Source organism: Pantoea phytobeneficialis (assembly GCF_009728735.1).
Taxonomy (GTDB): Bacteria; Pseudomonadota; Gammaproteobacteria; order Enterobacterales; family Enterobacteriaceae; genus Pantoea; species Pantoea phytobeneficialis.
In genome coordinates, this window is sequence record NZ_CP024636.1 from 3,214,513 (window position 1) to 3,234,267 (window position 19,755).

Annotated in this window: 16 protein-coding genes; 9 read left to right on the plus strand and 7 right to left on the minus strand. The window is 56.2% G+C overall.

The window, feature by feature from the left end; genetic code table 11:
- Nucleotides 1-7 precede the first annotated feature (7 nt).
- Entirely contained in the window at nt 8-466 is a 459-nt protein-coding gene (locus CTZ24_RS14935; protein WP_021185064.1) for a GNAT family N-acetyltransferase, read from the plus strand.
- Between the two features lie 50 nt (nt 467-516).
- Here the strand turns inward: CTZ24_RS14935 and CTZ24_RS14940 are convergent, their stop codons facing one another.
- Nucleotides 517-2,175, minus strand: a complete 1,659-nt coding sequence (locus CTZ24_RS14940) for a glucan biosynthesis protein D (protein ID WP_208723922.1) — start codon at nt 2,173-2,175, stop codon at nt 517-519.
- Between the two features lie 285 nt (nt 2,176-2,460).
- On the opposite strand from CTZ24_RS14940, the gene elaB reads away from it, so the two are divergent.
- Nucleotides 2,461-2,769, plus strand: coding sequence for a stress response protein ElaB (gene elaB / locus CTZ24_RS14945; RefSeq protein ID WP_013509869.1), 309 nt, complete (start codon nt 2,461-2,463; stop codon nt 2,767-2,769).
- A 125-nt stretch (nt 2,770-2,894) separates the two neighbouring features.
- Nucleotides 2,895-4,091 (plus strand): nicotinamide mononucleotide deamidase-related protein YfaY, encoded by a 1,197-nt coding sequence (locus CTZ24_RS14950; protein WP_036626806.1) that lies wholly within the window; start codon nt 2,895-2,897, stop codon nt 4,089-4,091.
- A gap of 83 nt (nt 4,092-4,174) precedes the next feature.
- Here CTZ24_RS14950 and yfaE read toward each other — a convergent pair whose 3' ends face one another.
- The 5 genes from yfaE to lsrR form a co-directional block, all read right to left on the minus strand.
- Complete coding sequence (gene yfaE / locus CTZ24_RS14955) at nt 4,175-4,435, minus strand: class I ribonucleotide reductase maintenance protein YfaE (RefSeq protein WP_021185061.1); 261 nt, start codon at nt 4,433-4,435, stop codon at nt 4,175-4,177.
- Between the two features lie 2 nt (nt 4,436-4,437).
- Nucleotides 4,438-5,568 (minus strand): class Ia ribonucleoside-diphosphate reductase subunit beta, encoded by a 1,131-nt coding sequence (gene nrdB, locus CTZ24_RS14960; protein ID WP_021185060.1) that lies wholly within the window; start codon nt 5,566-5,568, stop codon nt 4,438-4,440.
- A gap of 42 nt (nt 5,569-5,610) precedes the next feature.
- Nucleotides 5,611-7,896, minus strand: coding sequence for a class 1a ribonucleoside-diphosphate reductase subunit alpha (gene nrdA / locus CTZ24_RS14965; protein ID WP_021185059.1), 2,286 nt, complete (start codon nt 7,894-7,896; stop codon nt 5,611-5,613).
- 479 nt (nt 7,897-8,375) lie between these two features.
- Nucleotides 8,376-9,953, minus strand: coding sequence for an autoinducer-2 kinase (gene lsrK / locus CTZ24_RS14970; RefSeq protein WP_208723923.1), 1,578 nt, complete (start codon nt 9,951-9,953; stop codon nt 8,376-8,378).
- 47 nt (nt 9,954-10,000) lie between these two features.
- On the minus strand, nt 10,001-10,972 hold the full coding sequence (lsrR, locus tag CTZ24_RS14975) for a transcriptional regulator LsrR (protein ID WP_208723924.1): 972 nt from the start codon (nt 10,970-10,972) through the stop codon (nt 10,001-10,003).
- 217 nt (nt 10,973-11,189) lie between these two features.
- On the opposite strand from lsrR, the gene lsrA reads away from it, so the two are divergent.
- Genes lsrA through lsrG form a run of 5 tightly spaced genes read left to right on the plus strand, consistent with a single transcriptional unit; the run spans nt 11,190 to nt 16,081 of the window.
- A complete protein-coding gene (lsrA, locus tag CTZ24_RS14980; protein WP_208723925.1) occupies nt 11,190-12,707 on the plus strand; it encodes an autoinducer 2 ABC transporter ATP-binding protein LsrA in 1,518 nt (505 codons plus the stop codon).
- A complete protein-coding gene (gene lsrC / locus CTZ24_RS14985) occupies nt 12,707-13,753 on the plus strand; it encodes an autoinducer 2 ABC transporter permease LsrC (RefSeq protein ID WP_208723926.1) in 1,047 nt (348 codons plus the stop codon). The genes lsrA and lsrC overlap by 1 nt, the downstream gene beginning before the upstream one ends.
- Nucleotides 13,750-14,763, plus strand: a complete 1,014-nt coding sequence (gene lsrD, locus CTZ24_RS14990; protein ID WP_208723927.1) for an autoinducer 2 ABC transporter permease LsrD — start codon at nt 13,750-13,752, stop codon at nt 14,761-14,763. The genes lsrC and lsrD overlap by 4 nt, the downstream gene beginning before the upstream one ends.
- A 5-nt stretch (nt 14,764-14,768) precedes the next feature.
- Nucleotides 14,769-15,776 (plus strand): autoinducer 2 ABC transporter substrate-binding protein LsrB, encoded by a 1,008-nt coding sequence (gene lsrB, locus CTZ24_RS14995; protein WP_208725564.1) that lies wholly within the window; start codon nt 14,769-14,771, stop codon nt 15,774-15,776.
- An 11-nt stretch (nt 15,777-15,787) separates the two neighbouring features.
- Nucleotides 15,788-16,081: a (4S)-4-hydroxy-5-phosphonooxypentane-2,3-dione isomerase gene (lsrG, locus tag CTZ24_RS15000; RefSeq protein WP_208723928.1), complete on the plus strand. Its 294-nt coding sequence runs from the start codon at nt 15,788-15,790 to the stop codon at nt 16,079-16,081.
- 80 nt (nt 16,082-16,161) lie between these two features.
- On the opposite strand, the gene ubiG is transcribed toward lsrG, so the two are convergent.
- Complete coding sequence (gene ubiG, locus CTZ24_RS15005; protein WP_021185051.1) at nt 16,162-16,887, minus strand: bifunctional 2-polyprenyl-6-hydroxyphenol methylase/3-demethylubiquinol 3-O-methyltransferase UbiG; 726 nt, start codon at nt 16,885-16,887, stop codon at nt 16,162-16,164.
- A gap of 177 nt (nt 16,888-17,064) precedes the next feature.
- Here ubiG and gyrA point away from each other — a divergent pair, with 177 nt between their 5' ends.
- Nucleotides 17,065-19,704, plus strand: coding sequence for a DNA topoisomerase (ATP-hydrolyzing) subunit A (gyrA, locus tag CTZ24_RS15010; RefSeq protein ID WP_208723929.1), 2,640 nt, complete (start codon nt 17,065-17,067; stop codon nt 19,702-19,704).
- Nucleotides 19,705-19,755 lie beyond the last annotated feature (51 nt).

Here is a 19,755-nt window from a genome sequence, read left to right on the forward strand (position 1 = left end):
AATGATCATGGATATTAACTGGCTGGATATTCATCACCGCGATTTAACGGTGCCACAACTTTATGCGTTGCTGGCGTTGCGCAGTGAAGTCTTTGTAGTGGAACAAAATTGTCCCTATCTCGATGTCGATGGACAGGATCTGGTAGCGGAAAATCGCCATCTGCTGGGCATGCTGGGTGACGAATTGGTGGCGTATGCACGTATTTTATCGCCTACTGATGCGCAAAGTCCGGTGAAGATTGGGCGGGTGATTGTTTCCAGTCGCGCCAGGGGAATCAATCTCGGCAATCGCTTGATGACGCAGGCTTTGCAGAGCTGCCAGCAGCACTGGCCGCAGCATTCGCCGTTCCTCTCAGCGCAGGCGCATCTGCAATCGTTCTATGCCGGGCATGGCTTTGTGGCGGTGAGTGATATCTATCTCGAAGACGATATCCCGCATATTGATATGTCGCGCACAACTTCGTAGCGGCGCGATTTCCAAAAAATAATGGCGAGGTTCTCACCTCGCCATGTTTATCAGCCCGGCGTCATCTGCCGATCGTCAACGTATTTACGCTGGTCCGGCGCTGGCGGGAAGTATTGATACAACCAGGTTTCGCTCAGTGTCTCGTCTTTGGTACGCAGGAACAGACGCATATCCACCGGCTTGGTGGAATCGCTGTTCGGGTACCAGTCAAACAGGATGCGGTAGCCATCGATCGGCTCCACATACAAAATCTCGACCTGCTTGATGGTGCCCGCTGACACGGTAATCACCGGTTCGATCCCCTTCGGTGCAGCGGCTTTGAGATCGCCCCCGACGAAATCGATGGCAAAGCGACGGCTCCACTGCTCCGGGAAGTGCTCGCCTGGCGCCCAACCTTCCGGGAAACCGCCAATGCCGGTACGGGTGGCATCCACACGCGCCAGACCGCTGCGTACCGGTGGCAGGCCGCTCCAGTAAAGTTTGTACTGGAAGTTGAACTCGCTACCGGCTTTCACCGGTTTTTCCGGTTGCCAGAAGCACACCACGTTATCCAGCGTTTCGCCGGTGGTGGGGATTTCCATCAGGTTGATGGCCCCTTTGCCCCATTTGCCAATCGGCTCAACCCACAGGCTTGGACGTTTGTCGTACCAGCCAATCACATCCTGATAATCCTTAAAGTCGTGATTGAGCTGCAACAGACCAAAACCGCGCGGGTTCTCATCCTGATAAGCGTTGAACTGCAAACGCTGCGGGTTGTTCAGCGGGCGGGCAATCCATTCACCGTTGCCGGTCCACATTGCCAGACGGTCAGAGTCGTGGATTTGCGGGTGGTAGGTGTTGCACATGCGGCGTTCGTTGGTGCCACAGCTAAACATACTGGTCATCGGCGCGATACCCAACTGACGGATATCATTGCGGGCAAACAGGTGGTTTTCCACCTCCATCACCACGCGTTTGGCTTCGCAGTGGATGGTGAATTTATACGCACCGGTCACGCTGGCACCGTCCAGCAGGGCATACACCACAAAGGTGGTGTCTTCGGCTTTCGGGGTTTCAAACCAGAAGGCGGTGAAATCCGGGAATTCTTCATGACCGTTGCTGAAGGTGTTCACCGCTACGCCACGGGCGGACAGACCGTACTGGTAGGTTTCATCCACGGCGCGGAAGTAGCTGGCACCGAGGAAAGAGACGATGTCGCGGCGCGCCAGTTCCGGTTTCTTAAAGGCGCGGAAACCGGCAAAGCCGAGATCGGTTTTGCCAACCAGTTGTTTGGTATCAACGTTGGCGTCGTTGTAGTTAAACAACTCCGGGCGGAAGTGGATTTCACGCGCTTCACGGCTGGCGGCATCCACGGAGAACATCTGGATACGGCGTTTAAAACCCATACCAACATGGAAGAATTGTACATCCAGTTCGCGGTTGGGGATGTTGTTCCACAGCGAATGGTTGGCGTCATACTGAATGGCGTTATAGGCCTGTGGCGTCAGATTGGCCAGGGTGTCCGGTAGCGGGCCTGGCGCGCCGCCCCAGGGTTGCTTCGCCAGTGCGGCAGCTTTCTTTTTCAGTACATCGAAATCGAAGCGAACCGCAGTACCGTCGGCAATGCCATCTGCGGCCCAGGCGGACTGTGCAAACAGCGTGGACAGACCCGTCATACCACTCAGGGCAGAGAGGGCCATGGACGCTTTCATAAACTTTCTACGATTCATGCCAGAAATCTAATCCTTAGCTGCTCGGGTTTAAGGTGACTGCCGTGCATCATGCACGCATTTCAGACCTGATAGCGTCAGGCTACAGGGGGTTACGACAGTCGCCGAATGAAAAAATTCAGTCCGAAGAAATTTATCAGATAAATCATAGAAGCGAAGCAGATTTCATATCTTTACCCTTTGCCGACGAAACTCGGGCGATTCCTGGCCGTTGCTTGCCCCGAACGGGCGTTTAGTGACTATAGTTAACCGACAGGTAAGTTAAATACATGGAGGAACTACGTAATGTCATCCACCGATCAATTTGAAACCCGTCTTGATGATGATTTGGCTTTGCTGACCGAAACGCTGGAAGAGGTGCTGCGTTCGTCCGGCGATCCGGCCGATCAAAAATATATCGAACTGAAAAGCAAAGCGGAGCAGGCGCTGGAAGAGGTGAAGTCTCGCGTCAGCCAGGCGTCCGACAGTTACTACTATCGGGCAAAAAAAGCTGCTTACCGTGCCGATGAGTATGTGCACGACAAACCCTGGCAGGGCATTGGTATTGGTGCCGCCGCCGGTCTGTTCTTAGGATTGCTGCTGGCCCGCCGCTAATCATTATCGGGCGCGTACCCATCGCGCCCGTCCTCCCCCTGAAATACCCCAAACCGCATCGACAGCGATTGTGTTTCTCTCTCCCGCTTTCTACATTAAACCGACAGGGATAAAGGAGAATAAACGTGATACGAGTTGAAATGCTCTCGACGGGCGATGAAGTGTTACACGGGCAGATTGTCGATACCAACGCCGCCTGGCTGGCTGATGTGTTATTCCAGCATGGCTTACCCATGACCAGCCGCAGCACAGTAGGCGATGCACTGCCATCACTGGTGGAGGCGCTACAAAGCCGCAGCCAGGTTGCTGATGTGCTGATTGTGAATGGTGGCCTCGGCCCGACCAGTGATGATCTCAGCGCGCTGGCGGCAGCAACCGCCAGCAACAGTCATTTGGTGCTGCATCAGGAGTGGCTGGAAAAGATGGAGGCCTGGTTTGCCGGTCGTGGGCGAGTCATGGCTCCGAGCAACCGTAAACAGGCGGAGATCCCCGCCAATGCGGAATTGATCGATAACCCGGTGGGTACCGCTTGTGGTTTCGCGCTGCAACTCAATCGCTGCTGGATATTCTTCACCCCGGGTGTACCTTCCGAGTTTAAGGTGATGGTGGAGCAGGAGATCCTGCCGCGTCTGAAAGCGCGTTTCGACCTACCCGAACCGCCTCTGTGCCTGCGTCTCACCACTTTCGGGCGCGGAGAAAGTGATATAGCGGCGGAACTGGAGCCGCTAGCCCTGCCGGAAGGCGTGGTGATGGGGTATCGCTCCTCAATGCCAATTATTGAAATTAAACTGACCGGCCCGGCCAGCCAGCGGGTGGCGATGGAACAGGTGTGGCAGCAGGTCAAACTGCTGCTGGCGGAATGCACCATTTTTGAAGGCACAGAAGGATTACCGGCGTGGCTGGCGCAACAACTGGCGGCGCGTGAATTGACGTTGGCCGTGAGTGAATCCTATACCGCCGGATTGCTGCAATGGCAACTGGCATCAGCCGAGGTGCCGTTGCGTGCCGGTAATGTGTTGCCGGAACAGACGGAAAGCCTGGAGCAGCAGGTGCAGCGTCTGCGTGAGTTCGCGGCTCAGCAGCAGGCTGAGGTTGGGCTGGCGGTCGGCACGCTACGCGAAGGAGAGGTGGCGATTTCATTGCACACCCCGGAGGCGAGCTGGGGCCAACTGGTGAAGTTCAACCACGGGCGCCATAACCGCGAGATCCGCCAGAAAGTGGTGGCGATGATGGCTATGAATATGCTGCGCCGCTGGTTGCATGGCAGCGAAGTCAGCACCGGACACGGCTGGATTGATGTGCTGGAAACGGTGAGGCTCTAGCCAAAACAGGCTCGGTTGTAGCGGTGCGATTTATCGCGCGGCTTTTTCCGTCAGGCGCACGGATTGCGCGATAAAGCGCGTCGCTACAACTCAATCTCAATCTCGCCGTTGGCTTTACAGCAGCAGGGCAGAAACTCGCCCTGCTGAATAAAAGCCAGCGGTGTCTCGGCGTACTGCACTTCACCTTTCAGCAAACGCATACGGCAAGAACCGCAATAGCCTTCACGACACTGATACTCGACGCAGACATTATGCGCTTCGAGGGTTGCCAGCAGATTAGGATGATCTTCTGCGCACTCCAGTCGGGTGCCAGAGCTACGCAGAATAACAACGGAACGGCTCATACTTAGAGTTGGAAGTCGTTAAAGTCGTCTTCGCCCACTTCCGAGTCAATCTGGCCGACCAGATAGGAACTGACTTCAACTTCCTGCGGTGCCACCTGCACGTTGTCAGACACCAGCCAGCTGTTGATCCACGGAATCGGGTTCGAACGGGTCTGGAATGGCAGGTCAAGACCGACCGCCTGCATACGGATGTTGGTGATGTACTCGATGTACTGGCACAGAATGTCTTTGTTCAGGCCAATCATTGAACCGCCGCTGAACAGATATTCTGCCCACTCTTTTTCCTGTTCGGCTGCTTTCTTGAACAGGTCATAGCATTCGTCACGGCATTCGGCCGCAATCTCTTTCATCTCCGGATCATCTTCGCCAGTACGCATCAGGTTCAGCATATGCTGGGTGCCGGTCAGGTGCAGCGCTTCGTCACGGGCGATCAGACGGATGATTTTGGCGTTACCTTCCATCAGCTCACGCTCGGCAAAGGCAAACGAGCAGGCGAAGCTGACGTAGAAGCGAATCGCTTCCAGCGCGTTGACGCTCATCAGGCAGATGTAGAGTTGTTTCTTCAGCGAACGCAGGTCCACGGTCACGGTTTTACCCGCGACCTGATGGGTGCCTTCACCCAGCAGATGCCAGTAGTTGGTCATCTCAATCAGATCGTCGTAATACTTGGAGATATCCTGCGCACGGGCAAGGATCTGCTCGTTAGTGACGATATCGTCAAACACCAGCGCCGGATCGTTAACGATATTGCGGATGATGTGGGTATAGGAACGTGAGTGGATGGTTTCAGAGAACGCCCAGGTTTCCACCCAGGTTTCCAGCTCCGGGATGGAGATCAGCGGCAGCAGCGCCACGTTCGGGCTACGACCCTGGATCGAGTCCAGCAGCGTCTGATATTTCAGGTTGCTGATAAAAATGTGTTTTTCGTGATCCGGCAGCGCCTGATAGTCGATGCGATCGCGCGACACGTCCACTTCTTCCGGACGCCAGAAGAAGGAGAGCTGCTTCTCAATCAGCTTTTCAAAGATGTCATATTTCTGCTGATCGAAACGGGCAACGTTAACCGACTGACCGAAAAACATCGGCTCTTTCAGTTGGTCATTCTTGGTTTGTGAGAATGTGGTGTAAGCCATAGGGATGTCCAAATGTGGGCGGAGCCGCAGCTCCGCCTCTGATTAAATCTTACAAGCGCCGCTTTCGCAGCCGTCGTCCTGAATGGAGGGGGCCAGATCGTCCTGTGCATCCTCAGCACCGTCACGGGTGTTTTGGTAGTACAGGGTTTTCACGCCAAACTTGTAAGCGGTCAGCAGATCTTTCAGCAGCTGCTTCATCGGTACTTTGCCGTTAGCAAAGCGGCTCGGATCGTAGTTGGTGTTCGACGAAATCGCCTGGTCGATAAACTTCTGCATCACACCAACCAGTTGCAGGTAACCATCGTTAGACGGCATTTCCCACAGCAGTTCGTACTGATCCTTCAGACGCTCATACTCCGGCACTACCTGACGCAGGATACCGTCTTTCGACGCTTTGATACTGATGTGGCCGCGCGGCGGCTCGATGCCATTGGTGGCGTTCGAAATCTGCGATGACGTCTCTGACGGCATCAGCGCCGACAACGTTGAGTTACGCAGACCGTGCGTTTTGATCGACTCACGCAGCGTTTCCCAGTCGAGGTGCAGCGGTTCGTTGCAGATGCTGTCGAGATCCTTTTTATAGGTATCGGTCGGCAGAATGCCCTGCGCATAAGTGGTTTCGTTGAACCACGGGCAGGCACCTTGCTCTTTCGCCAGCTCGTTCGACGCCTTCAGCAGATAGTACTGAATCGCTTCGAAGGTTTTATGCGTCAGGTTGTTGGCGCTGCCATCAGAGTAACGCACGCCGTTTTTCGCCAGGTAGTAGGCGAAGTTAATCACGCCGATACCCAGGGTACGGCGGCCCATCGCACCGCGTTTCGCGGCCGGAATGGGGTAATCCTGATAGTCGAGCAGGGCATCCAGCGCACGTACCGCCAGAATCGCCAGCTCTTCCAGATCGTCGAGACTATCAATCGCGCCGAGGTTGAACGCTGACAGCGTACACAGGGCGATTTCACCGTTTTCGTCGTTAACGTCGTCCAGCGGCTTAGTCGGCAGGGCGATCTCCAGACACAGGTTGGACTGACGTACCGGCGCGATGGACGGATCAAACGGGCTGTGGGTGTTGCAGTGGTCAACGTTCTGGATGTAGATACGGCCAGTGGAGGCACGTTCCTGCATCATCAGTGAGAACAGATCAACCGCTTTGACACGCTGTTTACGAATGCTGTCGTCTTTTTCATAGGTGGTGTACAGACGCTCGAACTGGTCCTGATCGGCGAAGAACGCGTCGTACAGGCCCGGTACGTCAGACGGGCTGAACAGGGTGATGTCTTCACCTTTCAGCAGGCGTTGATACATCAACTTGTTGATCTGCACGCCGTAGTCCATATGACGCACGCGGTTGCCTTCAACACCACGGTTGTTTTTCAGCACCAGCAGGCTTTCCACTTCCAGATGCCACATCGGGTAGAACAGGGTAGCGGCACCACCGCGCACACCGCCCTGCGAGCAGGACTTCACGGCGGTCTGGAAGTGTTTGTAGAACGGGATACAGCCGGTATGGAACGCTTCACCGCCACGAATCGGGCTACCCAGCGCACGAATGCGACCGGCGTTGATACCGATACCGGCACGCTGCGAAACGTATTTCACAATCGCGCTGGAGGTGGCGTTAATGGAATCCAGGCTGTCGCCACACTCGATCAGCACGCAAGAGCTGAACTGACGAGTCGGGGTACGCACGCCAGACATAATTGGCGTCGGCAGCGAGATTTTGAAGGTCGAGACTGCGTCATAGAAACGTTTGACGTAATCCATACGTGTATCACGCGGATAACCTGAGAACAGGCATGCTGCGACCAGAATGTACAGGAACTGCGCGCTTTCGTAGATTTCACCGCTAACGCGGTTCTGCGCCAGGTATTTACCTTCCAGCTGCTTGACGGCGGCATAGGAGAAGTTCATATCGCGCCAGTGGTCGATAAAACTGTCCATCTGCTCGAACTCTGCTTTGCTGTAGTCTTCCAGCAGATGGCGATCGTATTTGCCCATCTCGACCATTTTAACTACCTGATCGTAAAGCGCTGGCGGCTCAAACTGGCCGTAGGCTTTCTTGCGCAGGTGGAAAATCGCCAGGCGTGCGGCAAGGTACTGATAATCCGGGGCATCGCGAGAAATAAGGTCTGCAGCGGCCTTGATGATGGTCTCATGAATATCTGAAGTTCGAATCCCATCATAGAACTGAATGTGGGAACGCAGCTCAACCTGTGACACTGAGACGTTGTTCAGACCTTCGGCTGCCCAGTCCAGTACCCGGTGAATTTTGTCGAGATCAATGCGCTCCTGGCGGCCATCGCGTTTAGTAACGAGCAGACTTTGGTTCATGTCGCGTTTTTACCTTTGCGTGAGTATCCAAAAATTAAAAGAAACCCCGGTTTATACACAGCATATTCATTGTGAATAATGTTGTGGATAAACACTACATCTAGGGGCTGAAGGGGGAAGTCATAACTACATGGAGGCATATTTTAGTATTTTAACGCGGGTTAACAAGAGGAAAAAATGATGTATCGAGGGGTTGTAATTTTTGCGAAATTTCTTAGGCCTTGTCTTATAAGGCCCGACCCCGTGTCAACCAAATTGGAGATTTTTTTCAGAACTTGATCGAGCGCGTATTTCTTATGCAATCCTCTCCGGCAAGCCAAATTTCTGGTGAAAAAATGGCAGCATAAGCTACGCACAGTCGGACTTTTCTGGTTTTTCTTATGAAGTTTTTATGAAATCAAGATGCAGTTTTGTGCGATGAATCGCACCGCTCCGACGTGTGCACCCATTCGTAGCGGCGCGATTTATCGCGCACTTCTTTACAACCCCGGCGCTTTCCACATCGAAGTCGTTAGCCCGTTATCCACTAACGCCAGCTGATCCGCATACACTTTCTGCCACACGGTCTTTTGCTGTTGATACAAAGCATGGTTAGTCGCATTGGGGGTAAACTCCCGCTCCCAGCGCACCAAATCACGCCCCGTCTCCGCCAGATTGGGGTACAGCCCGGCTCCCACCCCCGCCGCAATCGCACAGCCCAGCGCGGTGGCCTCTTTGACCTGGGGCACTTTTACCGTCAGGCCGGTGACATCGCTCAGGATTTGACTCCACAGCTTGCCTTTGGCACCCCCGCCGGCGAACACCAAATGCGGCGCACGGACGCCGGAAAAGGCAGCCACCTGGTCGAGGTTACAGGCTGAGACAATGGCGGCATTCTCCTCTAACGCGCGGAACAGGGTTTGTTTATTACAACGTTCAGGGTCAATAGAAAGGTTAATAAACGAGGGGGCGGCGTGATACCACTTGTTGAAGTGCATGGCGTCGGAGAACACCGGCATCACTCCCCAGGCACCTGCCGGAACGCGCGCCGCCATCTCTTCCAGCAGGCTGTAACAATCGACACCCAACCGTTCTGCCAGCAATTTTTCTTCGCTACAAAAGGCATCGCGAAACCAGCGCATGGTCAGTCCGGTAAAAAAGCTGATGGCTTCAGCCTGCGCCATCCCCGGAATGACGTGGGGATTGATGCGAATATTCATCGCCGGATCGACCTGTGGCTGCGGCAGGTTCACCACCTGTTGCCAGAATGTGCCGCCCAGCACCGCAGTTTCTCCGGCGTTGACGACACCCAGCCCCAGGGTGCCGAGCTGGACATCACCGCCACCCACGGCGACGACCGTCCCTTGCCGCAGCCCACACGCCTCGGCTGCTTCAGCGGTGACCGCTCCGATCGGCGTGCCGGTCTCCGCTACCGGTGACAGGAGATCGCCGCGCAGGCCCGCCATCTCAAGCAGATCGGGACGCCAGTTGCGGGTGTATAAATCAAGCAAACCGGTGGTACCGGCATTGGAAGGATCGACGGCCAGTTCGCCGCTCAGGCATTTCGCCAGCCAGTCGCTGATCATCGTCAGCGTGGAAGCCTGACGATAAATATCCGGTCGATGGTGCGCCAGCCACAGCAAACGTGGCATCGCGCCAAGCGCCAACGTCTGCCCGGAACATTGGTAGATCTCCCGCTCAAACTCGCCGTGATGGATCTCTTTCAGTTCGCTGACTTCGCGGCTGGCACGGGCATCGACGTTGGCACAGGCCCAGATGGCATCACCAGCCTTGTTATACAGCACGATACCTTCACGCATTGAGCAACAGGCCACGCCACGAATCGCGCTGGCAGGCAGTTGCGCCTGGTGCAGCGCCTGGCGAATGCACTGGCAGGCGAGCTGCCAGTTCTTTGCCAGATCAAACTCCATCGATCCGGGCACATCGGGCAAGGCAAGGTGCTGCCATTCCGCTTGTGCGACGGCAACCTGCTCGCCTTGCAGGTTAAAAATCACGGCTCGAATGCTGCCGGTACCGGCGTCGAGCGCCATTAAATGCGGGGCGTGGGATATCGTCATCTCAGTAACTCCTGCAATAATCTGACCGGATCGACCCCGCCGCAGGGCTACGACAATAACGCCAACATCGCGCGGGCTGTTCCCTCTTCAGTCACCAGAGCATTAATGCGTTTGCCTTTCAGCGCGGCAATGATCGCTTCGGCTTTCTCTGCACCACCGGCCACTCCGACCACGGTGGGGATCGTCGCCAGCTCGTCAGGGCTAACGGCAATCAATTCATCATGGATGGGCATCGCTTCAGCCAGTTGCCCGTCATGACACATAAAGTAGCCGAGGATGTCGCCCACCGCGCCTTTACGGCCATACATCAATTGCTCACCTTCGCTGATATACCCCGAGCGCAAAATCGTCGCCTGCTGACGTTGACCGATCGCCCCGATGCCGACGATCGCCACATCGGCAGCACAGGCGGTCAGCATTACGTCCTGCACGCTGCGCTCGTGGCGCAGAATTTGTGCAACGCTGGCACTGGAAGCGCGCAGCGGCGCGGGGATAATGCTGATGCCGCACGCCGGATCTAACTGACCAATCCCGGTCATATACGGCCCCACGCCGCCGGACAGCGTCACCATGCGGATCTGCTGCGAGGCGATAAAGCCGCTCAGATGTTGCAGCGTGTTCATGCTGGTTTCGCCAAATCCCACCGCCAGCAGTTGCTGCGGCTGGAGTAGCGACATCAGCATTTGTGCCGCCCCCACGCCCAGTCGCTGACTGAGGTTGGGGCTATCGAGCTGCGGCAGCACCCGGACCTGCTTAAGGTTAAATCGCTCAAGCAGCGCATGTTCCAGCGCCAGGCAGCCCTCATAACGGGAGTTGATCTGGACGCGGATCACGCCCGACTGACGGCCTTTTTCCAGCAGGCGCGACACTTTCAGGCGCGTCAAACCGAGCCGCTCACCAATTTCGTTCTGTGTCAGTCCGTCGTGGTAATAGAACCAGGCGGTACGCGCCAGTAGCTCTTCTTCACTCATACTGTGTTCCACAGTCAGACCCGTTGCCGGGTTAAGATCGCTTTTCATGATGAACACTTTATAAAAAGTAAATCAATTGTTCGTTCGGGATCGTAAAGAAAATGTGACCTTGCTGGCAGTTCGCTCAACAAGTCAGCCACAATCATACGCGCCATCATGGCGAAATAACAATCTGTGACCGCTGCGAGAGTTTTATCGAAAAAGCTTATCCAGGATTGTGAACATAATGTGTTTTAAAAATCATTTGTTCGTAACGGGAGTCGTGATGGGGCAGAGCAGCCTGCTGTTGCAAATCACCGGAGTGAGTAAGGCCTTCTCCGGCGTGCCGGTATTGCGGGACATCGATTTTCAACTGCATGCAGGGCAAATCCATGCGCTGCTGGGGGGGAATGGCGCCGGCAAATCAACGCTGATGAAGATCATCGCCGGAATTGAACAGCCGGATAGCGGCACGATCCTGCTCGCCGGGCAGACTCTTCCCCTGATGACCCCTGCCAAAGCGCATCAACGCGGCATTTATCTGGTGCCGCAGGAGCCGTTGTTGTTTCCCAGTCTGACGGTGCGTGAAAACATCCTGTTTCGCCTGCCGCGTGCGCAGGCCGATCAGCAGAAACTGCAACGTTTACTCGGTCAGATGGGCAGCACGCTGCCGCTGGATGCGCAGGCTGGCTCCCTGGCCGTGGCTGACCAGCAGCAGGTCGAGATTTTGCGTGGTCTGATGCGTGACGCCCGGGTGGTGATCTTCGATGAACCCACTGCCTCACTCACGCCGGTAGAAACCGATCGGTTGTTTCGTTTGATCCGCCAGCTCGCCACGCAAGGCGTTGGCGTGGTGTTTATTTCCCACAAGCTGCCGGAAATCCGCGCGCTGGCACATCAGGTTAGCGTAATGCGCGATGGTTGCGTGGTGCTGCACGACAACATTGACGTCCTTAATGATGACGCGCTGGTGGCCGCGATGATGCCACCAGAACGACAGCCGCCGCTCAGCGCGGAACAGCAACTGTGGTTGCAGGCAGGTAATTCGCCATCGGGCCGCAAAGGCGAGGTGTTGTTGCAGGTGGAGGCTTTGAGCGGTGAAGGCTTCCGCGAGATCTCTCTCCAGGTGAAGGCGGGAGAGATTCTCGGGCTGGCAGGCATTGTCGGTGCCGGACGCACCGAGCTGGCGGAAACCCTGTATGGCTTGCGTCCGGCCAGCAGTGGATCGGCGCATTTGCAGCAACAATCGCTGCTGGCAATGTCGCCGGCGCAACGGCTGCGCGCCGGGCTGGTTTACCTGCCTGAAGATCGGCAAACCTCCGGCCTCTACCCGGATGCTCCACTGGCGTGGAACGTTACCGCGTTAACCCTGCCGCGCCGTAACTGGTGGCTGCGACCTGCGCAGGAGAGGGCGGTACTGACGCGTTACCAGCGAGCGCTGGGCATCAAATTTAGCCGCTGTGACCAACTGGCGCGTACCCTGTCCGGCGGCAATCAGCAAAAGCTGCTGCTGGCAAATTGCCTGGAAGCGATGCCAAAAGTCCTGATCGTCGATGAACCGACGCGCGGGGTGGATGTGGCGGCCCGCGCTGACATTTATCAGCTGCTGCGCTCGGTAGTGGCGCAGCAGATTGGTTTGATCATCATCTCCTCGGATCTGGATGAAGTGGCGCAACTGGCGGATCGCGTGGTGGTGATGCATCACGGCGAGTGGGTCGGCGAATTAACGCAGTCGGCGGTCAGCGCTGAAAATATTATCCAGATGGCCTGGGGACGTCACGCTCAGGCGGCAGGAGAACATTGATGCTGAAATATCTGCAAACCCACCGTGAACTGAGCACGTTGCTGGCGATCCTGCTTTTATTTCTGCTGCCGTGGTTGCTGGATCGGCAAACTGCCAGTCTGCAACTGGTGGGAATGATTTTTGGCAGTGCGCAGATCGCCATCCTGTTGGCAATGGGGGCGACGCTGGTCCTGCTGACGCGCAACATCGATGTCTCCAGTGGTTCCACAATGGGGTTGTGCGCGGCGGTGCTGGGCATCCTGCTGAATCAGGGGATGGCGCTGCCGCTGGCCTGCTTACTGACGCTGGCCAGCGGTATGCTGGCCGGGTTGTTTAACGGCGTGCTGGTGGTTGGGTTGCGCATACCGGCAATTGTCGCCACGCTCGGTACCCTCGGGTTATACCGTGGCCTGATGTTGCTCCTGACCGGCGGCAAATGGATTGAAGGGCTGCCCGAGCAATTGAAAACCCTGGCCGTACCGCTGTTTGGCGGCCTGTCCCCGTTGGGGATCATGGTGCTGCTGATTGCCGTGGTGATGATGGTATTCCTCGCCCGCAGCGCGGCAGGTCGTAACTTTTACGCTACTGGCGATAACCTGCAAGGGGCGCGTCAGTTAGGCGTACCGGTGCATCAGGTTCGCCTGCTGGCGTTTACCGTCAACGGGGCGATGGCGGCGCTGGCCGGGATGGTGTTCGCCGCACAAATTGGCTTTGTACCCAATCAAACCGGCACCGGCATGGAGATGAAAGCGATTGCCGCCTGCGTGCTCGGTGGCGTAAGCCTGCTGGGAGGTTCCGGCACCTTGCTGGGAGCGGTACTTGGCGCGTGGTTCCTGACGCAAATCGACAGCGTGCTGGTGTTGCTCAGGCTGCCCGCCTGGTGGAACGATTTTATCTCTGGCCTGGTGTTGTTGCTGGTGCTGGTGATTGATGGGCGTTTACGTCAGGCGCTGGCGCGCCGTTTACATCGTCAGCGCTATACGCGTTTTTTAACGCCCCCGGTGCGAAAAAAAAGCGCAGCTAAAGCCAGATCGACATCGGCGACGCGCCGGGGAGCGACGGAATGAAACGCTATCTGAACTGGGAAGGGGCGCTGGCGCTGCTGTTGGTTCTGGAGATTTTGCTGTTCGGCTGGGCCAACCCCCGGATGTTGAATATCGACACCTTACTGTTCAGCACCAGCGATTTTATCACCGTCGGCATTGTGGCGTTGCCGCTGACGTTGGTGATTGTCAGTGGGGGTATCGATATCTCCTTTGCGGCGGTCACCGGCTTGTGTGCCATCGCCCTCGGCATCATGTTGCAGAGTCACTGGCCGTTGCCTGTCGCCTTGTTGTGCACGCTGCTGCTCGGCAGCCTGTGTGGATGGCTCAACGGTGCCCTGATTCTGTGGACCGGCGTCAACCCGCTGGTGATTACCCTGGGCACCCTTTATCTCTACGGCGGCGGCGCGTTGCTGCTCTCTGGTCTGGTCGGGGCGACCGGTTTTGAAGGCATCGGAGACTTTCCGGCGACCTTTACCGATTTAGCCAATCTCACCCCGCTCGGTATCCCCATGCCCTTGCTGATATTTACGCTGTTGTGTCTGGTGTTTTGGTTGCTGATGCATCGCACCCGTACCGGGCGTTATGTGTTTTTGCTGGGGCAGAACCTGCGTGCGGCACGGTACGGCGCGCTGCCGGTGAATCGCACCTTGTTGCTGCTCTACAGCCTGGTTGGCCTGGCATCCGCCATCGCGGCGGCGGTGATGAGTGCCTATTTTGGCTCGGCGCGTGCCGATCTCGGCGCCCCCTTGTTGATGCCTGCTATCACCGCGGTGGTGCTGGGCGGGGCAAATATTTACGGCGGAGCAGGTTCGGTGCTGGGCACCGCATTGGCGACGCTGGTGATTGGGTTTTTGCAGCAGGGCTTGCAAATGGTGGGAGTGTCGAGTCAGGTCAGCAGTGCGCTTGCGGGTGCTTTGTTGATTCTTGCGGTGATCGGACGCTCCTGGAGCCTGAATCCAGGCATTGTGCGCCAGCTTAGCCGGCGCTTGTGTGCACGCTTCACGCGGGAACGCACATCTTACCAGGAGTAAAAATGATGAAAATGCAGCGTTTATCACTGGCGCTTTGCTGTGTGCTCGGCGTGAGCTTTAGCGTGCAGGCAGCCGAGCGAATCGCCTTTATCCCGAAACTGGTGGGCGTGGGCTATTTCACCAGCGGTGGCAAAGGGGCCACGGACGCGGGTCAGGCCCTCGGGGTAGATGTGACTTACGACGGCCCGACCGAACCCAGCGTCTCCGGCCAGGTTCAGATGATCAACAACTTCGTCAATCAGGGTTACAACGCCATTGTGGTGGCGGCCGTTTCACCAGACGGGCTGTGTCCGGCATTGAAACGCGCCATGCAACGTGGCGTGAAGGTGCTGACCTGGGATTCCGATACCAAACCGGAATGCCGCTCGATTTACATTAATCAGGGCACACCGACACAATTGGGCGGCATGCTGGTGGATATGGCGGCCAGCCAGGTGAAGAAGGACAAAGCGAAGGTGGCGTTTTTCTACTCCAGCCCAACGGTGACGGACCAAAACCAGTGGGTTAAAGAAGCCAAAGCGAAGATTGCCAAAGATCATCCGAATTGGGAGATCGTCACCACGCAGTACGGTTATAACGATGCCACCAAATCGTTGCAAACCGCCGAAGGTATTCTGAAATCCTGGAACGATCTGGATGCGATTATCGCCCCGGATGCCAATGCGTTACCGGCAGCGGCGCAGGCGGCGGAAAACCTCGGGCGCAAGAATGTCACCATTGTCGGCTTCAGTACGCCGAACGTGATGCGGCCTTATGTCAAACGCGGTACGGTGCAACAGTTTGGCCTGTGGGACGTGGTGAAGCAGGGCAAAATCTCTATCGCGGTTGCCAACCAACTGCTGAAGGGCAACCTTAATCCGGGCGATACCCTGGAGGTGCCCGGCGTGGGGAAAGTGACAGTCTCAGACAACAGCGTGCAGGGCTACAATTATGAGGCCAAAGACAACGGCATCGTGCTGTTGCCGGAGCGGGTGGTATTTACCAAAGACAACATCGATAACTACGATTTTTAAGGAGCAGGCGAATGGAAGTCACTTTGGTTGAGATTAACGTCAAACCCGACTGTATCGACGAATTTCTACGGGTTTTTCGCGAAAATCATCTAGGCGCGGTGCAGGAACCGGGCAACATGCGTTTTGATGTGTTGCAGGATAGCAACGTACCGACGCGTTTTTTTATTTACGAAGCTTACGCCAATGAAGCGGCGGTGCTGGCGCATAAAAAAACACCGCACTATCTCGCCTGTGTCGACGCGCTGGAGGCGCTGATGTCCGAGCCGAGAAAGAAAACGGTGTTTAACGGGATATTCCCGGCCTAGTTTGTCTTATGCGCGATAAATCGCGCCGCTACAGGGCTAAGAACAAATTGTAGCGGCGCGATTCATCGCGCAAGGTGCCATTACATCTGACGATGCGTATGCACCATATAATTCACATCCACCCCGCGTCCCAGGCGGAACTGGTTGGTCAGCGGGTTGTAATGCAGACCAATCATCCCCTGTTCACGCAGCGGGGTTTCATCCACCCAGTTCAGCAACTCGGCCGGACGGATAAATTTCTTCACGTCATGGGTGCCGCGCGGCACCATGCGCATCACATATTCGGCACCGAACACCGCCAGCAGCCAGGCTTTGGGGTTGCGGTTAATGGTGGAGAAGAATACTTCGCCGCCTGGTTTCACCAGTTGCGCGCAGGCCAGTACCACCGAACGCGGATCGGGCACATGCTCCAGCATCTCCATACAGGTGACGACATCATATGCACCGGCGTGACTGGCGGCGTGATCTTCCACCGTTTGCTGGACGTAATTGACGCTGACACCGCTTTCCAGCGCATGCAGACGCGCCACTTCCAGCGGTTCAGCCCCCATATCTAACCCGGTGACATCGGCACCTTCACGCGCCATGCTTTCTGCCAGAATGCCGCCACCGCAGCCGACATCCAGCACCTTTTTGCCAAACAGGCCGTTGCTGTGCTGGGCAATCCAGCCAAGACGCAGGGGATTAATCCGGTGTAACGGCTTGAATTCACCCTCTAAATCCCACCAGCGCGATGCGACTGCCTCAAACTTGGCAATTTCGTTGTGATCGACGTTCTGGCGGCTTTCCTGCGGTTGTTCATTCATTGAATCATGACTCCAGACAAAATGTGGCTTCAGTATAAACGCTTAAGCGCGGCCTGCGCACCTCTCAGAACGAAGGAAAAGCCGCATTAAACCGCGCTTAACATTCACCCCATGTAAGCAATGTGATATACTTTCGCACCTTTGAATTCCGGGATTATGTAGAGGGATAGCGGCTCCATGAGCGACCTTGCGAGAGAAATTACACCGGTCAATATCGAAGAAGAGTTGAAAAACTCGTATCTCGATTACGCCATGTCGGTCATCGTTGGCCGAGCCTTACCCGATGTCCGTGACGGCCTGAAGCCGGTGCACCGCCGTGTGCTTTTTGCCATGAGCGAACTGGGTAACGACTGGAACAAAGCCTATAAAAAATCCGCCCGTGTGGTCGGTGACGTTATCGGTAAATATCACCCCCACGGTGATTCCGCCGTCTACGACACCATTGTCCGTATGGCGCAGCCGTTCTCCATGCGTTACATGCTGGTTGACGGTCAGGGTAACTTCGGTTCCATCGACGGCGACTCCGCCGCAGCTATGCGTTACACCGAAGTGCGTATGGCGAAGATTTCCCATGAGCTGCTGGCTGACCTGGAGAAAGAAACGGTCGACTTCGTGCCGAACTACGACGGCACCGAGCAGATCCCTGAAGTCTTGCCGACCAAAATTCCTAACCTGCTGGTGAACGGTTCGTCCGGTATCGCCGTAGGTATGGCGACCAACATTCCGCCGCACAACTTGACGGAAGTGATTAACGGCTGCCTCGCCTTTATCGACGATGAAAACATCAGCGTTGAAGGGCTGATGGAGTACATTCCGGGACCCGATTTCCCGACCGCCGCCATTATCAATGGTCGCCGTGGTATCGAAGAGGCTTACCGTACCGGTCGCGGCAAAATCTACATCCGCGCCCGTGGCGAAGTGGAAACCGATGCCAAAACCGGCCGCGAAACCATCATCATTCACGAAATTCCCTATCAGGTGAACAAAGCGCGCCTGATCGAGAAGATTGCCGAGCTGGTGAAAGAGAAGCGTGTTGAAGGCATCAGCGCGCTGCGTGATGAGTCTGACAAAGACGGCATGCGTATCGTCATCGAAATCAAACGCGATGCTGTGGGTGAAGTGGTTCTGAATAACCTCTACTCGCTGACGCAGTTGCAGGTTTCGTTCGGCATCAACATGGTGGCGCTGCATCAGGGCCAGCCGAAAATCATGACGCTGAAAGGGATTCTGGAATCCTTTGTCCGCCATCGTCGTGAAGTGGTGACGCGTCGTACCATTTTCGAACTGCGTAAAGCGCGTGACCGTGCCCATATCCTTGAAGGTCTGGCGATTGCGCTGGCCAACATCGATCCGATTATCGAGCTGATCCGTCGCGCGCCGACCCCGGCAGAAGCGAAAGCCGGATTGATCGCTCAGGCGTGGGATCTCGGCAACGTGGCTGCCATGCTGGAGCGTGCTGGTGATGACGCGGCGCGTCCGGAGTGGCTGGAAGCAGAATTCGGTATCCGTGACGGTCAGTATTACCTGACGGAACAACAGGCTCAGGCGATTCTGGATCTGCGTTTGCAGAAACTGACCGGCCTGGAGCACGAGAAGCTGCTTGATGAATATAAAGAGCTGCTCGACCAAATCGCGGAATTGATCCACATCCTGCAAAGCGCTGAGCGCCTGATGGAAGTGATCCGCGAAGAACTGGTGGCGATGCGCGATCAGTTCGGTGACGAACGTCGTACCGAAATCACCGCCAACAGCGCCGATATCAACATCGAAGACCTGATCAATCAGGAAGATGTGGTAGTGACGCTGTCGCATCAGGGTTATGTCAAATACCAGCCGCTGTCGGACTATGAAGCCCAGCGTCGTGGCGGTAAAGGCAAATCCGCAGCCCGTATTAAAGAAGAAGACTTTATCGACCGTCTGCTGGTGGCTAACACCCACGACACCATTCTGTGCTTCTCCAGCCGTGGCCGTCTCTACTGGATGAAGGTCTATCAGTTGCCGGAAGCCAGCCGTGGTGCGCGTGGACGTCCAATCGTCAACCTGCTGCCGCTGGAAGCCAACGAGCGTATCACCGCCATTCTGCCGGTGCGTGAATACACCGAAGGCTTCAACATCTTTATGGCGACCGCTGACGGTACCGTGAAGAAAACGGCGTTGCAGGAGTTCAGCCGTCCACGTAGTGCCGGCATCATTGCCATCAACCTGCGTGAAGACGATGAGTTGATCGGTGTGGCGCTGACGAACGGTAGCGACGAAACCATGCTGTTCTCAGCCGCCGGTAAAGTGGTGCGCTTCGCCGAGTCGGCAGTGCGCGCAATGGGACGTTCTGCTTCGGGCGTTCGTGGTATCAAGCTGGCCGAAGGCGACAAAGTGGTGTCGCTGATTGTGCCGCGTGAAGAGGGTGCCATCCTTACTGTGACGCAGAACGGTTACGGTAAACGTACCGCCAACAGCGAATACCCGACCAAATCCCGTGCCACGCAGGGTGTGATCTCGATTAAGGTCACCGAACGCAACGGACCGGTGGTCGGTGCGGTGCAGGTGGACGACAGCGATCAGATCATGATGATCACCGATGCCGGTACCCTGGTGCGTACCCGCGTATCGGAAGTCAGCGTGGTGGGTCGTAACACCCAGGGTGTGATTCTGATTCGTACCGCAGAAGATGAAAACGTGGTGGGTCTGCAACGCGTTGCTGAACCGGTGGAAGAAGAAGAACTGGATTCCATCGACGGCAGTGTGGCGGAAGGCGATGACGATATCACGCCGGAAGTCGATAATGACGATGACGCGCCAGATGCGGATGAAGAAGAGTAATTCGTAATCTTGAAAATCAACGGCAGGTCAGGGCAACCGACCTGCCGTTTC

Coding starts and splice junctions, on each gene's coding strand:
- CTZ24_RS14935 (WP_021185064.1), top strand. CDS start 8: ATGGATATTAACTGGCTGGATATTCATCACCGCGATTTAACGGTGCCA.
- CTZ24_RS14940 (WP_208723922.1), bottom strand. CDS start 2,175: ATGAATCGTAGAAAGTTTATGAAAGCGTCCATGGCCCTCTCTGCCCTG.
- elaB (WP_013509869.1), top strand. CDS start 2,461: ATGTCATCCACCGATCAATTTGAAACCCGTCTTGATGATGATTTGGCT.
- yfaE (WP_021185061.1), bottom strand. CDS start 4,435: ATGAGCCGTTCCGTTGTTATTCTGCGTAGCTCTGGCACCCGACTGGAG.
- nrdB (WP_021185060.1), bottom strand. CDS start 5,568: ATGGCTTACACCACATTCTCACAAACCAAGAATGACCAACTGAAAGAG.
- nrdA (WP_021185059.1), bottom strand. CDS start 7,896: ATGAACCAAAGTCTGCTCGTTACTAAACGCGATGGCCGCCAGGAGCGC.
- lsrK (WP_208723923.1), bottom strand. CDS start 9,953: ATGACGATATCCCACGCCCCGCATTTAATGGCGCTCGACGCCGGTACC.
- lsrR (WP_208723924.1), bottom strand. CDS start 10,972: ATGAAAAGCGATCTTAACCCGGCAACGGGTCTGACTGTGGAACACAGT.
- lsrA (WP_208723925.1), top strand. CDS start 11,190: ATGGGGCAGAGCAGCCTGCTGTTGCAAATCACCGGAGTGAGTAAGGCC.
- lsrC (WP_208723926.1), top strand. CDS start 12,707: ATGCTGAAATATCTGCAAACCCACCGTGAACTGAGCACGTTGCTGGCG.
- lsrD (WP_208723927.1), top strand. CDS start 13,750: ATGAAACGCTATCTGAACTGGGAAGGGGCGCTGGCGCTGCTGTTGGTT.
- lsrB (WP_208725564.1), top strand. CDS start 14,769: ATGAAAATGCAGCGTTTATCACTGGCGCTTTGCTGTGTGCTCGGCGTG.
- lsrG (WP_208723928.1), top strand. CDS start 15,788: ATGGAAGTCACTTTGGTTGAGATTAACGTCAAACCCGACTGTATCGAC.
- ubiG (WP_021185051.1), bottom strand. CDS start 16,887: ATGAATGAACAACCGCAGGAAAGCCGCCAGAACGTCGATCACAACGAA.
- gyrA (WP_208723929.1), top strand. CDS start 17,065: ATGAGCGACCTTGCGAGAGAAATTACACCGGTCAATATCGAAGAAGAG.